This window comes from Weissella sp. MSCH1 (genome assembly GCF_045799135.1).
Taxonomy (GTDB): domain Bacteria; phylum Bacillota; class Bacilli; order Lactobacillales; family Lactobacillaceae; genus Weissella.
This window is the reverse complement of record NZ_JBJMBA010000044.1, coordinates 85,971-102,515: the sequence shown is the minus strand read 5'-3', so window position 1 is coordinate 102,515 and position 16,545 is coordinate 85,971. Positions and strand designations below refer to the sequence as shown.

Here is a 16,545-nt window from a genome sequence, read left to right as displayed (position 1 = left end):
AGCGGTCGCAATGGCCGCATACATATTTATTTTTAAATATTAAATACTTAACTAGAGGGATCATTTTTGTGAGGTAGCACGAAATGAAAAGAGAGAGTAAAACAACGATGAACCGGGTTGTCACTCGGTTTGCATCAATCACGTTGCTAAGTACGTTGACGATGTCGACGGCGATGCAGACGTTTCCAGTTATTCAACAATGGAATTTAACCCGGCAAGCCACAGCATTTGCGGCTGGTACCACCTTGCAATCAGACGGTGTGCCACAAGCAATTATTGAGGCAGTTTTGAAGAGTCCGGCTGGTGGTGGAAAGTCATTGGCTGTTAAAGATGGTGTTAATGTCAACACAGTCACATATGATAACTTAGCTGATTTGACGGCGCTGGATTTGTCAGCCGCCGCCAATCCTGGTTTGGCGGCCATTACGAGTCAAACAAACTTCTGGAAAAATGGCTGGAGCCTTGGAGCTGGTGCGGCTAAATTGCAAAAAGTTATGGTTGCGGCCACAAGCATTAAGTCGCTGAATATTGCTGGTATGTTTTCAACCTTTGATACAAAGGGGAATAACGGACCAAGCTCATTGGGACAATATCTGGGAACCTACTTTTTTGCTGCTAGCGGGGCTAATGGAGACGTAACGGCAATCTGGAAGTCACTGACCAGTTTGGATATTTCGTTCAATCCATTTATGTCAAACGGTGACTTTAACATGTGGGGCCAGAATATGTCTTTCGCCTCAAAGCTGTCGGCAGTTTATGTTGGTGGTATTGAAGCGGATTGGTTGCCAAGCTATGTAACCGGTCTAATGGCAAAGGCGGAAACTGAAAACGATACGTCTGTGCCACCATCAATTGCCTACAACGATAATGACGATACGTTGCTATCCGTTAAGAAGGATATCTTGGGTGTCGATACGACGGTTAAGACGGATACACCGGTTGTGACCGTCGTGACGGACGAAAAGACAGGTGATGCGGTTGTTAACATCACAGCTGATGAAAAGACATTGGCAACTTCTAAGAATGAAGCGATTACGAATGCGGCGACTGACAGTTCAGATTCAAGTACTGGGACCACAACTGGATCAAAGACGATTACGATTCCATCAAACAATATCAAGTTTGATTCGGATAGTGGTAAGCTTCAAGTTTCAACTGGTCCAACTGTTGATATGACAGCGGTCAATGAAGCATTGAAGAATGCCCAAGATACAGCGGCAGCGGCGCAAGCAAAGGTCGATGCCGCATCTAAAAATTTGACAACGGCTGGTTCAGCCACGACTTATGCTGATGCTAATGCGGCCGTTCAATCAGCCAAGTCAGCCTTGGATGATGCGAATGACACCTTGAAGGCAATTGATGCCTATATTGATGCAACAAAGGCTGATGCGACATCGAATACAGCGGCTAGTGCTGCGAAGGCACAAGTTGTAGCAGCTATCAATGCCGCTAATGAAAGCTTAACGGCAGCGAATGCCGCCATTACAACGAAGACAAAAGAAGCGCAAACGGCCATTGATGCAGCGGTTGCGAACGCTACGGTTGCCTTGAATCAATTAACGGCGGCGAAGAATTCATTTACGAGTTTATATGCTAGCAAGTCAGAGATGTTGACAGCGTCTGATACGGAATTGGGCGCTGCAGCGACGGTCGTTAAGAACTTGTCAGATGCCTACGAAACAATTCAAAAGAATTATCAAGATGCGATTACTGCCCAGAAAACGATTTCAGACAATGCAAACTGGGCTGATGCGACGGCTAGTTTAACGACCATCAACACGCAAATTGATACGATTCAAAAAGAACTTGATAGTTTAACGACCCAATTGAATGACGCCAAGCAAGCTGTTTCACAGAAGGCGAAGGATAATATCACGATTGGGGCTGAAAATAGCTCAACTGATTCTGGGGCGCCATCAAACGGGTCATCAAGTAGTAGCACACCATCAAATAGTAGTGCTGCAAGTTCGTCAAATGCGACGGCTCCTAGCACAAATCCATCGTCAAGTGCCGATTCAGCCAAGACAGGCATCATCAAGACGACATATTCTGATGCCGTTGCGTCTGCTTACAAGTCAGCAGCTGATGCAGAATCAAATGCTGTTAAGGCATTTGGCTCAAATCAAACAGACCTGACTTCGTATGATGCGATTGCACAAGCTGCCTTGTCAGCTGCAAAGTCGGCGAGTCAAGGTGCTGATTCAGTTGCATCGCTAATTGAAGGTGATAAAGGCGCTGCTGTTGAAACGGCTTTGAAGACTATTGCCTCACAAACCACGCAGACGACATCGCTAGCAGCAGCAACAAGTAATGCTTTGGTGATTGTGAATAGCTATATGGCGGTATCAAGTGCGCTAAGCGTGGCTTCGTCAATGAACGCCAAGGCGTCAGCTGAACCAGTGACGCACGTGGATAGTATCGCTAGCTATGCCAAAGCGGCTGGATCAGCATATAATGTGGCATCATCGGCGTTGGCAGCCACATCGAGTCGTATTGATAAGATGGGTGATACGCAAGGTGACATTGTTAAGCAGAATTTCTCAGCGATGAATTCAATGGCGACGCAAGCAAGTAACTTTGCCAGTGCAGCCAGTGGCAATATTGACAGCCAGGCGATGTATCAAGATGACATCGTGAATGGCTTTAATTTATCTGTCGCAACAGCTTTGTCAGCGGCGACGGATGCAGCCAGTGCGGCAGCAATTACTAATGATAGTAACAACATGAAGTCATACGTTGCCAAGACGTCGTCAGCAGCAATATTGACGTCTTCCTTGTATGACTTAGCCCAATCTGAAGCTGGTCAATTGGATGATAAGCACAACACGAGTGCAGTTAAGAGTGCGTTGACGGCAATGAAGCAAGCTGCTACCTCAGCTGCTTCATTTGCGACAGTCACGAGTAATGCAGCCGTGGTGGCACCATATTCATTGAGTGCTTTGGCGGCTTATCGTGAAGCCTCAGCATTGGTTTCAGATTATGCGACGGCTTCAGCGGCCGGTAAGATTTTGCAAATGGCAAGTATTGCTTCATTGATGGCGCAAGATGCATCGATCATCGCAAGCAATAATGATGCTGCCCAGTCAGCTGTCACGGGTATCGATGGTGATATGGGGACGATTGCCTCAAACGCCTTGGCTAATTTAAAGAGTCAATTAGCTTACACGAGTTCAGTTGCAACGTCGGCTGGTGATGATCCAGCTTTGGATCCCAATACAGTCTACACGACGCAAATCAAGTCACAATTGGCTGTGACGGCCTCAAATACGGTGAAGTCATTGGCAGCGGCAGATAGCCGGATGTCAGTTGCTTTGGGCGGATCGTCAGCCATTGTGTTGGATAATATTCAATCGTACGTCGATGCTGCTTCTAGCATGATGGCAGTATTGACGTCGACTAACAGTGCAGCTGCTTCGCTATCAGCGTTGATTTCAGGTTCTGTTAACAAGGCAACCTCTGAAGCGTTGTCGACAATTGCGAGTGCCTCAATGGCTGGTAGCAGCATGCTCCAGGCGATGAGCCAAGGTAATGTGTTGGCATCTAACTTGTTTACGGCATCAGTTGCGTACAAGCAAGTGTCAAACGTAGCCTCTGCTTTGTCAGCGATGGGTACAAGTGCGAATGCCATTTCAATTGCATCAAGTGCAAGTATTGCGTCATCTGCAGCGAAGAAGCTATCAAATGCAAATGCAGCGATGAAGTCAGCCGCTGCCAGCTTTGATCCACTTGGTGATATTGCGCAAACTGAATTGTCAATCATCGCCGACCAAACGGTCAAGGCAAGCAGTATTGCCACGAGCACGGCTTCATTAATTGATAATCAAGCCTTGTACAAGGCGCAAGTTGTTGGTACGTATTCAAACGTGGCATCATCAGCGTTGAGTGTTGCCAAGTCGTTGACGACGAAAGCAACGGCATCTGGCTTGTCAAATGTTGATACAGCATCATCATTGGCTAGTCAGATTGCAAGTGCAGCAATGAAGGCCTCATCAGCGTACAGTACGGCTAGTTCGATTGCGGCGTTGATCACGGATTCAAATGCCTCAGTGAGTGCCGCTTTGAGCTACGAAGCAAGTGCTGCCAATCAAGCTGGCGTCTTTACTTCGCAAGCACAATCAGTGATGAATTCATTGTATGCCGCGACGGCGGGTGAAGAAGCTGGTAATGACTCAGCATTGGCTCTGAATTTGGGTATCATGAATACCTATTCAGCATCAGCCAGTGCTTACTACGCCGCATTGTCAAACGCCAATGTGTTGACGAAAAATACGAAGTCGCTTACAGCTACTAGTGCGTCGTACTATGCAAGTAGTGCAAGCACGGCTTTCTCATATTTGACAAAGTTGTCTTCACAGGCTTCATCAATGTATGCTGCATTGGGAAGTAACCCAACGGCAACGGCGACCCGCATTAGTTCGGCGATTGCCAGCGAATTTGCAAATGGCCAAACGCTGTTGAGTGCAACTCAGTCAATGGCATCGTCTATTATGAATAGCAGTTCAGTGGTGTCTTGGTCATCTGGTGGATTGACTGGTAGTGCTGCAACTTCTTCTGCGGCCGATTTGGCGTCTTCATTGGCTGAATCAATGAAGGCCAATGGGCAAGCTGGAACTGGGGACGTTGATACGCGTTTGTCGACACCATTGAAGGTGGCAGCGGGTGATAACAAGCAATTGTTGCCAAACGGTGTTTCGCCAAAGATGACGTTGAAGGAATGGGGCTTGCCCGAACAATTCATTCACGCCATTGTTTACTACTCAATGACCTTCGATGGAAATTCACTGGCTGCCCACGGTATCACGGATGATAATGTGACGTGGGGTGATTTGATGAACATCTCAAAGTTGGACTTGTCAGACCAAATCGTTAAGGCAACGACCTACGATGGGACGCCAGATCCACTGTATGATGCGAAAAAGAATCCCTACGATGCCAATACTAACCCAGAAGGTTCAAAGGACATCAAGCAAGCCCAACGTAACGGGATTGGTGATTACTTTAATAGTGTTCAGACGTGGCAACTTGCCATCTATGATGCGAACACGTGGAAGAGTGCGAATAAGTTTAACTGGAACAATGGTCAACAATTGTTCGCCAGTTTTGATGCCATCATCATGGGTGCCACGACGATGACATCATTGGATATGTCAAATTGGAAAGCTAGCGCTGAAAATCCAGCCAACGCTTCAACGCAAGAAGATCCATCATGGTCATACTCTTTCGGGTTCTTGAATTTGGAGAGTTTGTCGAATTTGAAGCAGTTGTCATTGGCTTACGATAACTTGGGTAACCAGTTGTTCAGTGGTCAAGACTTCCGTATTTTCAATAACAAGACATTGACGACGTTGGATATTTCTGGAAACATCATGACAAACTTGGGTGGTTCGTCAGGAAGCTCACGTGTCGTAACGGGTTATCCAAAGTTGGTTAACTTGAACATGTCAAACATGGCGGCAATGACCACCTTCCCACCTGAATTGAATAACGCTAATAACGATTTCGCTAAGCGTATTCAATCTTTGCAAATCGACAATGACAACTTTACGTCATTGCCAGCTTGGATTACGGTCGCTGCTCAAAACGGGTTGATCATTTTGACAGCCACTGGAAACAAGTTGACATCGGCCGACCAATCACTTTTGCAGAAGCCATCATCTCTGGAATTCTTGGACTTGACGGAACAAGCAGGTGACACGACCGGTAACGGTTTGTTGGATTCTTTCTTCCTGGATAACTCAGGTACGCAAGCAATTCAGCAATACAACAAAATTATGAACGACCCTGACATGCAAATTTGGTTGGCCAACGATCCGAATGGTGAATTGGCCCAGCAAGTGGCGGCACTGCGTCAGCAAATTGCGGATCGTGCCGAATACCAAGCCACGTTGAACGACTATACTGATTTTCTATCACGTGCCGAATTGAATCCGGGCGAGCAATCGGTTTCGGTTACGATTACGGTTACGACGTCAGTGGTTGTTAACGGCCAATCATATACGGTTAAGTTGCCATATGATCCGGAAAATCCGGTTGATATGAACGACCCAGCACAAATGGCTAAGCTACAAGCATTGGCCTTGTCTAAGTTGCAAGCTAGCCACCCTGAATTGGCTGACTTGTCAACGGATGACTTGGATATCGCATCAGTTAAGACCCCGTTGACACAATCTGACTTGCTTGATTATGTTGAAAAGCACGCGGATGAAAAGTCAGTCATGGCGAAGTACTATGAAGTCGACGCCAATGGTAATGCGGTTCGTGATGCGGACGGTAATCCAGTGCCAACGGATGCGTTGAAGGATTTGCAGACGAAGGTTGAAACGGACCCGAAGGCGGTGGCCAGTTATGGTGATTTGCCGGTTGCCCCAAAGCCTAACGATTACACGAAGGCTGATGGAACACCGGTACCGTCATACTACGACACGCAAGGTGCGTTGTTGAGTACGGTTAAGCAAGCAGCGATTACCGATGCCAACATTACAATCGCGAAGATTCAGCAAGTTCAAGACACATTGTTAGCTGCCGGAGATACGGCTGGTGCGGCTGCTTTGCAAGATCAGATTGATAAAGTGCAAAACGTGTTGAACCAAGTGCCTGTTGTGGCGCCGGCTGATACGGATTCTGACTTCTTCTACATTCGTTCTTTGACGAAGCAGATTGAAACCACAACGACCGAAACCACAACGACTGCCACTGAAAAGACGGTTACACAGTTGGCTAACGAAGATACGAAGGCGGCTTTGTCAAATGCCGTGACGACTGGTAAGGTTGCGTCTGATGCAGCCCAACAGTTGATTACAGCTGGATCAAACACGCCATACGAGTTGGCGAAGGACGTTATTAAGACCGCGGTTGATGGCGGAACGATTTCGTCATCAATGGGTGATACGTTGTTGCAGGACACGTCAACGGTTGCTGATATCCGTAACAATGTGAATGAGCAGATGAACACCAAGGACAGTTCAGGTCGTGGTAATTTGGATACGACGACCGGAAACAATTTGTTGAACGCGATTGATTCGGCCGTTGGTAAGGCTGCCGATGACTTTACATTGAACAAGTCAGCTGCCGTTGGTGCGGCCGTTGCGAGTTCGGTTGCGAGTTCGGTTGCCAGTGAAATCGCGAGCTCGGTTGCGTCAGCTGTTGGTGGACTAGATAGTGCTGCGATGTCATCATTGGCATCTAGCGTGGCCAAGAGTATGGCGTCAAGCATGGCGTCACACGTCGTTACGGATGCGAGCCAGGTTGCTTCCGCTTTGGCAAGTAACTCGGCCGCCGTGTTGAATTCCGATGGAACGGTTAACTCATCCGTTGCAATTACGGACACCGTTTCGAAGGCGCAAAGTGCTATCGCTGATAGTACGGCATCGGTTGCACCGAGTGCTTCAGATGATGCTGATAGTGAAGCGACGGATGATCATGATGATGAAACCGGAACGGTTGCCATTGCAGCGGTGACGCCGCCATCAAATCCATTCGACATTTACACGTCACCAAACATGTTTAATAGTTTGGTTCACACCAGTTCAAGTGATTTGGTACAAAATGACAATCAAAACATGCAGGTGATTTTGTCTGATACACGTAAGTACAAGACGAATATCAATATCACAGCCCAATTGGCACCTAATTTCCGTTCGAATACGGGTGAATTGGAAAACGCCCAACTCTTTATGAGTAAGACGACGTTGCCAACAGCGAGTGACGATGCGTTGACGCAAGTTGCGAGCTCGGGTTCAACGGTATTAGGTTCAGGATTGTATATGCGTAATGCCATTGCAATTGGGGCTGATCCAGTGACGATTGCATCTGGTATGATGACGAAAACGACGACATTGACGTACAATAACGTTTACTTGAATATTCCGCAACCAACGTCTGGCGATAAGCCAATTGGTACAGGTGATTACAAGGGAACGATTGTTTGGACAGTTAATGCTGTGCAAGGTAACACGCTCGGCGATACAAAGTAGGAGGCAAAATGATGAAGCAGACAAGTAAATACTGGCTTTTGACGATTGCTGCCGTACTGGGTTTGGCCGGCGGGGTGGTCCATGCCGATGATGATGACGGGGTACAACAAGACAGCACCACGACAGATATGACGGCTACCGTTAAATCTGGTGGGTTGCAGCTGTTAAATGTTGATACTGCGGTTGATTTTTCGCGGGTTAGTTTGACACAATTGTTTAACAACAATAGTGCGCTAACAGCCAATAATTCGACGGCGTTAACTGATACGGATGGGTATCAAGTAGCAGGTGCTGCCATTACTGGTAATATCGAAAATTACACATCAAATGGTAATTGGCAACTAATGGCGACGTTTACCGGCTTTCGTAAAGCAACTACTGACGCCAAAGGTAATGCAGTCTTTGACCCAAATGGTGCAGCGCTGAAAACACAGATGCAATTGTTTGGGGTGACGCTGCCAGAAAATACGCCGACGACGCTAATTGAAGGTGGTAAGACGTATGGGATGGCGAATAAGTCAGATAGTGTGATGCGTGTGACAGCAAATGCTTTCGGCGAGACTAAGCTGGCTGATTTGAACGTTGTACCAATCGTCACGGTGTATCGGCAAATGCCCGCGTTAGGAACTTATATGGGCCAAATTAATTATGAATTGACGCAAGACGCCGGTTCGGCGGTTACTGGTGAATAGGAGTGCTAGAAATGAAACGACTGAAATTATTAATGGCACTTCTTGTGACAGCATTTGTGTCATTGGCTAGTCAAACGGTCTCAGCGGATAATTCGATGAATTATGTGGTGTCACCACAGATGCCGGATAATCAAATTGATAAAACCCTTGGTTTTTACAATTTGAAGGCGGAACCAGGCGCTAGTCAAACCTTGTATGTCACGGTGCAAAACGTGGCTTCAAAGGATATCAAGATTCATATCGACACTGGTTCGGCTGGTACAACGGCGACGGGATCGGTTGATAATGTAATGGCGGCCGATAAGGTCAAAGAGTTGCCTGTAAAAATGGGTGACTTGCTGTCTGTCGAGCATCCTGATATCACGATTAAGGCCAAGACCTCGGTTGATGTCCCAGTTAAATTTACGATGACTAAGCAAAAGGTGACGGGGTTGATTGCTGGTGGTTTGCGCTTTTCAGAAGTTGACGATACGTCAAGTGTGACAAACAACAATGCGATTCAAACGAAGTTAGCCTATGCCTTAGCGGTCATGGCGCGTCAAAGTGATGACTTGCCAAAACCCAAGCTTGGTTTTGGGGGTGCCAAAGCCAGTCAGGTGGATGGCCAAAATGTTGTGAAGTTAACATTTAATAATGTGACGAGTACCTTTGTTAATCGCTTGGCTGTCACGGCTAAGGTAACGGATAACAAAGGTAAGACGGTTAAAAAGTTTGCTCAATCAATGATGCAAATGGCGCCTAATTCAACCATGAATTGGGCTATGCAATTACAGGGTAAAGCGTTTAAGGCGGGAACGTACCACGTTGCGACGGTTGCTTACTATTCACAGAATACCAACGGTAAATATAAAGCTGCTGATGGGACGAAGTACAATTACAAGCAGACGTTTAAATCAACGTTTACCTTGAGTGCCAACCAAGCGCAAAAGTTAAATCAATCGGATGTTGTGCAAAATGCGGCTAATCACTTACCGCTGTGGGCTTGGATTATTATTGTGCTCCTAGTGATTGTGTTTGGTCTCGTTGCCTTTATCATCTTGTGGTTCTTAAAGATGCGTAAGCCTAACTTGGCAATCTTTGTGTTACCAGCAAAATGGTGGCGCAAGATGACGCATAAGGCTGAAAAATAAAATAAATCAAAACGCTCTGAAGCAATTGCGCTTCGGAGCGTTTTTTGTTTATCAGCGAAACCTCGACCAATGATCGATGAATCGACTGGCATACGAGCATTTGGGAATGCTGGTAACGCTTACAAATGACGATGAATTAGGCATTATGTTGGGTTGCGAGGGAATGGGAATAAGTGAAATGTTTGGGGAGTTCTATTACATAATGTAAGCAGGTTAAAAGAATTTTTTGACCAATGAGAAGTTATCAAGCCAAATGATGGGAAATCAAGTTGATAATGAACTTTTGAAGTAGAGAAATGGTGGGACTTGAGGAGAGACTTGTCTCATTAGAGAGAAAAGAGGAAAACGAACATGATGTTTAAGAAGACTTTGGCATCTGCTGTACTTGGAGCGGCTGTTTTGGCTGCACCAGTTGCTGCATTTGCTGCTAACACAACGGCCGCTTCAGATACAGCTGATGTTACGTCAGCAACGACAACTGGATCAGTTAAGTTCGAAGCTGGTCACTTGTCACTATACAACGTTAACGATGCCGTTGACTTTGGTAGTGCAAACGCGGCTACGGTTTATGCAAAGGGATACGATAAGACAGCGGATGACGAATCAGTTAACGTTGATGATTTCTTGGCTGATAACGGTCAATGGACGTTGAACGTTAAGCAAGGTGGCTGGGTTAAGGGTACTGATGGTACCACGGCCGGTGAAACTGCATTGAACAACAACGCCACGTTGAAGATTGGTGAAAAGACAATCACGACCGATGGTACCGCTGTCGCTACGGGTAACGCAGCTAACAACGGTAAGGCAATTGATTTGGGTGCGTACGCCTTGAACGTCGCAGCGGGAACGAACGTTAACGCTGGTACGTACACGAACACGTTGACTTGGTCATTGTCAAACGTTGCTGGTGACACAACAAAGTAATATTTTTTTAAACCATCTTTGATTTCCCATCATTTGGCTTGGTAAAGAGAGAGTATTTCGTGTAAGAGGTTATATACATAATGAATAAAATGACATGGTTGGCATTTGCTGTCGGGGTCGGGGCGGTGACATTGTCCGGTACGACCGTGCACGCGGCTCAGGCTGATTTGAACGTGACACCCGTCCAGGCGGCAAGCCAACGTGATAAGAGCGAAAGCTTCTTTGATTTGGTCTTGCAACCGAACCAGACTGAAAACTTGGCCGTTAAGTTACAAAACACGACCAAGAAGGATATGGTGGTGGACGCTCAGGCAGCACCTGCATCAACCAGTAATAGCGGTATCGTCCAGTACGATAACCATGCCAAATTGGATCCGTCGTTGGTGTATAACGTGAACAAGTTGGTGCAAGCACCGGACAAAGTGACGATTCCGGCCGGACAAACGGTGACATATACGGCTAAGCTCACGATGCCTGGCGCAACGTTACCCGGTATGGTTTCTGGGGCGTTGATTTTTGAGCCCGAAACGGGTGAAAAATCAACCGCCGGTCAAGGAAGTATGGGAATTGTCAATAAATTCCAATACACTGTTGGCATTTTGGCACGTAATGAAAATCGGACATGGGAACCTGATTTGACGTTTGCAGGGGTAGCAACGAAGAATGAGACCGGTACGACGAACATTGCCATTAACGTGCGCAATACGACGAGTACGTATTTAAACCAGCTCGCAGTTGAAGCGACAGTTACGAAGAATGGTAAGTCATACACACGCAAGCAACGTGATATGCAAATGGCACCAAATTCGAACTTTAGCTATCTGGTACCGTTGAAGGACGATGCAACAGCCGGTAAGTACACGGTTAAGGCAACGGCCTACTACGTTAAGGATAGTGCTGGTCAATATCAGGATGGTACAGGTCAACGTTATCGTTACAAGAAGACGTTGACAAATTCCGTCACACTGTCTGACCAGCAAGCCAAAAAGTTGAACGCTGATATTAAGCAAGCAGCTGGTGGGGTACCAACGAGTATTATTGCTGGCATTTCAGCAATTGTCGTACTGGTGGCGGCCGTACTTGGCATGATTTTCTTGATGATGAAACGTCGCAAGCGGGCGGATAGTCGCATGGCTGACTTGGAAGCTGAATTGGCTAAATTAAAGGCCAACCAAAAATAATTAGAGGGAAAGGGGGCAACTGACATGATTAATCGTAAGCAACAAACACGGTTACGGGCAGTTGTCGCCTTTTTGTCGTTGGCAATGCTGGGATCGGCTGGTGCAATGGGCTATGAAATCGTGACAAACCAACCAGCTCAGCTTATTCAAGCCGATGCGACCACCAAAACAGTGCTGAGTTTGGGCATCCCCAAGGCTGTTATTCAGACCATGCTAGATAACAGTTTGATGAGCGATGGCAAAACGCCAACAGCAGCTGGTAAAACGGTGACCAACTTTACGGTTGGTGACATCCAAAAGCTGAAGACGTTGTCGTTGGCAACACGTGTGAAAAATGCTGACGGTACCTATACGTCAAAAACGAATGCAGCCGTCGCAGACTGGCTGGGTGGGTTGGATTATGGGTCAACTAACGGTGGTGGCTCACCCGTTGTGACGGCGGATGTCGTGCTGGGGGCCGATTATTTGTCAACTGGCCAAACTACTGCAAGTAGTATTTTAGACAATGGGGTTCCTAAGTGGAGTGGTGGTGATCAATATTACTCACCAACGCCAATTTTAAATGTATTGATGGCAGTCATTAATTCAGCCACCAGTGCAACAACCCTTGATTTGACGGGAATGCTGTCAAAGGTGCCGGCACAAAGTAATTACAATACGGTCCACATGGCCACGTTGGCATTGGTCCAGACGAATAAATTAACAGCCCTCAAGACATTGAACCTTGGTGGCAATCAATTAGGTGTCGACAAGCAAGGTTCAGCTGCAGTTGATGGCTCGGCCTACTATCTATTCCGTTCGAATACCCTGACATCAGGATCGGTAACTGATTTGGACTTATCAAATAATGATTTTACAACGTTGGATGGTAATATCTTGTCAGGGATTGGTTCACAAATTTCATCCTTAAACTTGGGTGGTAACAACATTACCTCAATCGACTATAACAACGGATCAGTCTTTTCGAATGCGTCAAAGTCTGATGGCGGTAGCGTTAACTTAGCGGGTAGTGAAAACCTGGACGTTTCGGGTAACACGGCCTACGTTATTGCGTCGGCTTTGAATTCCGGCGGTGCCTCTTTGACGTTGGACGATAAGACAGCGAACGACTTGGCAGCGAACCAAATAGCGAACCAAAGCGCTTGGCCGGGGGTTAGTTCATCCGGATTCCAATCAATTGCGCCGCAGCTAACGGGTGACACGGTTTCTAACATTGTTGATAAGAATGCTACGGCTGTGACGTCAAATGTGTTGGAAACGTTGGCGACAACAAATGCGGATGCCATCAATGCGAATACGTTGACTAGTTTGGCTGATAAAAACGCGAATGCGATTACATCTGATGCGTTATCATCAATCGCAGCTAACAATGCGGATGCGATTGATGACAAGGTGGTGTCATCAGTGCTGGCTAAGAAGCCAGAAGCCATTACGTCCGATTCACTGTCAGCAATTGCACAAAATAGTAGTGGGGCGTTGAATAGTGATGTGGTGTCATCGATTTTGGAGAAGCAACCAGCAGCAATCACCTCAGATTCCTTGACGGCGATTGCCTCAAATAGTGGGGATGCCTTGAGTTCAGCTGTTGTTGCGCAAGTGATTGCCTCAAATCCATCAGCAATCACCTCGGACTCTTTGACGGCGATTGCCAAGGGCAATGGCGATGCGTTGACTGGGGATGTCTTGAAACAGGTGGCTGAAAAGAATCCGGATGCGATTACGTCCGATTCTTTGGCTGTGGTGGCAGCTAATAATGCGGGCGCGCTTGATTCAGAAACCCTCGCAAATATTGCTAAAACGAATCCGGATGCGGTCGACGCGAAGGTTTTAGCAACGGTTGCGTCACAGGATGCTTCCGTTTTGACACCGGATTTAGTTAAGCAGTTGGCTGATTCTGGTGCTTTGGACGCAGATGCATTGAAGACGATTGCGGTTCACAACCCGGACGCACTGACAAACTTGTCAGATGATGATAAGCAAAAAGTTGTTGAGGCGGCCGGTGGGGCGGACAAGGTCGGCGACATTGTGGCAGATCCAACTTCTGTACCAAAATCAGAAGCAACGAAACCGGCAACGCAGGAAGAAACGGACACACCTGATCATGCATCACAAGCAGGATCGGTTGCAGTATCTGGTGGCAATATTGATTTTGGTCATGCAAACCTTGGCACGACCAAAACTTTAACCTCACCAACGGCAATCGAGGTGTCGGGTACAGTACCAAAATCTTGGTCTTTGGCCGTGTCGGCAATGCCTTGGCAAACAGCGGATGGTCAACATAAATTTGAACCAACGTTGACATTTGATACCGTGCAAGATAAAACCAATAACAAAGCGTTAGAGGCAATTAAATTATCAACGGACGGCCGTGCAAAAGTGTTGGTTAGTAATGCATCTGACGCGCAAGCCTTTGATGTGCAAATGGGATCGATTAAAATGACAGATTTTGAACAAGCTTTGGCTGGTCAAGCATATACGGGTACCATCAATTGGCAGCTCAGCAATACGCAAAGTGCCACACAACAATAATCACAAAAGAGGACGTGGCAGTTTAATAATCTGCCCGGTACGACAACAAGTTAAGAACGTTCCTTTTTTAGGGATTTTTCGTTTGCGTTGGTGGAAAAGGGTATAATTAGAGGTACGTAAAGAACAGTTTATCTTTTTAGCCATCTAACCAATGGTCTGTTCCTTTACCTCATATAACCATACAGACCTGCTAGGGTAATCTCTTACTAGTAGGTCAGCGAAACCATGGGTGCTGCCCATGGTTTTTCTGTTACAATAGAAGGTAAAGATAAACAGTTAAAGAGATGAGGATCTCATAATGAGTGAAACAAAAGTAAATTTAGTTGCTTCAACTTTGACAAATAGCCTAGGGACGACGGTCATTGGACACGTTGGGGTACCGGCAGCTGTGATCAATGTGAAGTATCCAAATGGTAAATATGATACGGTTGTTTCAGACAACCAAGGTGATTTTGTGACCAAGGCGCCAGCTGGCGTCATTGATGGTGAAATTTTGGTGGAGGCTCAGTTGCCTGGCGATGTCGCGTCAAAGGAAGCGGTCACGTTAACGATTGATATTCCAGCACCAGTTGTGACGGCAATTATTTCAACCCAAGATAATCAACGCTTGTTGGAAGGACGGGTTAATCAGCCAGATGTCGATGTGACCGTTAAACTGAATGAAGAAGATGACCCTGTCTTTTTATTAGTTGATAATAGCCACGAATTTGAGCTGGTACTACCTGAAAATACGACGCCAGCGCAAGTTGAAGTGATTGCTAAGAGCCGTATTACTGGCAAGACGGCGACCACCAAAGTTGGGCTAGGCGTTACGACTAAGACGCTTGTCATGCCAGCATTAACAGATGACATGATTGCCGAATACGTCGCTAAGGAAAAGGAACAGCAGGCTGTGGCCCAGCAGACAACGGCCGAACAGACGCCACGTCCGTTTGAACCGGCAGCGGAAACAGCGCCAGTTGATATTCCAGAAGAAGTTGTTGATGAGGCGCCTGCCACGCGTCAACAAGAGAAGCCAACCGGTCTTCGTGGTTTTTTCTCAAAGCTATTTGGTAAGTAATCAAAAACAAAAACGACATTCAGAGCATGTGCTCTAAATGTCGTTTTTCTAATTGACGGTTTATACCCCCTCAGGGATTCGAACCCTGGACCCGCGGATTAAAAGTCCGTTGCTCTAACCAGCTGAGCTAAGGAGGCGTCAATACAGTTATTATTATGCACAAGCCAGCAAAATTGTGCAAGAGGTTATGTTAGAATAATAAAGATAAGTTTAAGAGAAGACGAGGATAACCGTATGTTTAAGGATAAACGAGTGCTTGTTGCGGCCATTATGATTTTGGCGGCAATTGCAGTCGTATTTGCGATTGTCACGAATGGCACAAAAAGCAATGAATCAAACCGTGCGAAGGAGACTTCTAAAACAGTGAAGAAGTCGGCGAAGTCATCATCTGAAAAGTCGGCAAGTGTTGCCAAGTCGGCGAAGACTTCAAGCAAGCAAGACCAGGAAAAGTCACCAAGCGGTTCTAACAAGGATTCGAGTTCATCGTCAAGTTCAGCGAGTGCTAGTTCATCAAGTAGCGCTACCGACAAATTTGATGTGACGGCAGCCTTGAAGGGTGTTGACGGCGCACCTGCAGTATTGTCAACGAATATTGGGGCGACATCAGCACAAGTCGTCCTGGCTGACAATGCTAGTCAGGATTTTGATGCCTACACGGGAGCTTATGCGAAGTCAGCTGTTGCGATTTTGAAGGCGGCAGCCAAGACTGGCAAGATGACGGATATTTATGTGGCACGCCAAGTTAAGTTGGAAGACGGGACTGAGTTCGCGATTGCCGGTTATTGGACAGGTGATCAATTGAAGAATGCCGGAAACTTGGCAGACAATACATCGATGAAGGATTTGTTGCTCAATGCAAGTCGTTACTATATCGGTGGATCGGTCTGGGGGACGTTCTCACAACAACAAAAGAATGATTACACGAATCACCAACAAGGTGGTCAAATTGGTGATAATCAAGACTTTACCAAGTGGGTCACGTCAGGTACGACGAAACAATAATATTAAAAGTCTGTGGATTTAGTCTGCAGGCTTTTTAATTTGGCGCACGAAAAA

At 46.5% G+C, this 16,545-nt stretch carries 8 protein-coding genes and 1 tRNA gene; 8 read left to right on the top strand and 1 reads right to left on the bottom strand.

Annotation, left to right across the window (positions count from 1 at the left end):
* Window positions 1-83 precede the first annotated feature (83 nt).
* From ACJ28U_RS09310 to ACJ28U_RS09280, 7 genes are all read left to right on the top strand, one after another.
* On the top strand, window positions 84-7,973 hold the full coding sequence (locus tag ACJ28U_RS09310; protein ID WP_407619062.1) for a hypothetical protein: 7,890 nt from the start codon (window positions 84-86) through the stop codon (window positions 7,971-7,973).
* 8 nt (window positions 7,974-7,981) lie between these two features.
* The gene (locus ACJ28U_RS09305; RefSeq protein WP_143699576.1) at window positions 7,982-8,665 is read left to right on the top strand and encodes a hypothetical protein; all 684 of its coding nucleotides are present in this window, start codon (window positions 7,982-7,984) and stop codon (window positions 8,663-8,665) included.
* Between the two features lie 11 nt (window positions 8,666-8,676).
* Window positions 8,677-9,795, top strand: a complete 1,119-nt coding sequence (locus ACJ28U_RS09300; protein ID WP_407619061.1) for a DUF916 and DUF3324 domain-containing protein — start codon at window positions 8,677-8,679, stop codon at window positions 9,793-9,795.
* Window positions 9,796-10,146: 351 nt separating this feature from the next.
* Window positions 10,147-10,719 (top strand): hypothetical protein, encoded by a 573-nt coding sequence (locus ACJ28U_RS09295; RefSeq protein ID WP_407619060.1) that lies wholly within the window; start codon window positions 10,147-10,149, stop codon window positions 10,717-10,719.
* Between the two features lie 80 nt (window positions 10,720-10,799).
* Window positions 10,800-11,900, top strand: coding sequence for a DUF916 and DUF3324 domain-containing protein (locus ACJ28U_RS09290; protein ID WP_407619059.1), 1,101 nt, complete (start codon window positions 10,800-10,802; stop codon window positions 11,898-11,900).
* A gap of 24 nt (window positions 11,901-11,924) precedes the next feature.
* The gene (locus ACJ28U_RS09285; protein ID WP_407619058.1) at window positions 11,925-14,429 is read left to right on the top strand and encodes a hypothetical protein; all 2,505 of its coding nucleotides are present in this window, start codon (window positions 11,925-11,927) and stop codon (window positions 14,427-14,429) included.
* A 298-nt stretch (window positions 14,430-14,727) separates the two neighbouring features.
* Entirely contained in the window at window positions 14,728-15,489 is a 762-nt protein-coding gene (locus ACJ28U_RS09280) for a hypothetical protein (protein ID WP_407619057.1), read from the top strand.
* Window positions 15,490-15,552: 63 nt separating this feature from the next.
* On the opposite strand, the gene ACJ28U_RS09275 is transcribed toward ACJ28U_RS09280, so the two are convergent.
* A tRNA-Lys gene (locus ACJ28U_RS09275) sits at window positions 15,553-15,626 on the bottom strand.
* Between the two features lie 97 nt (window positions 15,627-15,723).
* On the opposite strand from ACJ28U_RS09275, the gene ACJ28U_RS09270 reads away from it, so the two are divergent.
* A complete protein-coding gene (locus ACJ28U_RS09270; RefSeq protein ID WP_407619056.1) occupies window positions 15,724-16,491 on the top strand; it encodes a hypothetical protein in 768 nt (255 codons plus the stop codon).
* Window positions 16,492-16,545: the final 54 nt, after the last annotated feature.

Excerpts from the sequence above, each read along its gene's own strand:
- ACJ28U_RS09310 (WP_407619062.1), top strand. The coding sequence starts at position 84 with ATGAAAAGAGAGAGTAAAACAACGATGAACCGGGTTGTCACTCGGTTT.
- ACJ28U_RS09305 (WP_143699576.1), top strand. The coding sequence starts at position 7,982 with ATGATGAAGCAGACAAGTAAATACTGGCTTTTGACGATTGCTGCCGTA.
- ACJ28U_RS09300 (WP_407619061.1), top strand. The coding sequence starts at position 8,677 with ATGAAACGACTGAAATTATTAATGGCACTTCTTGTGACAGCATTTGTG.
- ACJ28U_RS09295 (WP_407619060.1), top strand. The coding sequence starts at position 10,147 with ATGATGTTTAAGAAGACTTTGGCATCTGCTGTACTTGGAGCGGCTGTT.
- ACJ28U_RS09290 (WP_407619059.1), top strand. The coding sequence starts at position 10,800 with ATGAATAAAATGACATGGTTGGCATTTGCTGTCGGGGTCGGGGCGGTG.
- ACJ28U_RS09285 (WP_407619058.1), top strand. The coding sequence starts at position 11,925 with ATGATTAATCGTAAGCAACAAACACGGTTACGGGCAGTTGTCGCCTTT.
- ACJ28U_RS09280 (WP_407619057.1), top strand. The coding sequence starts at position 14,728 with ATGAGTGAAACAAAAGTAAATTTAGTTGCTTCAACTTTGACAAATAGC.
- ACJ28U_RS09270 (WP_407619056.1), top strand. The coding sequence starts at position 15,724 with ATGTTTAAGGATAAACGAGTGCTTGTTGCGGCCATTATGATTTTGGCG.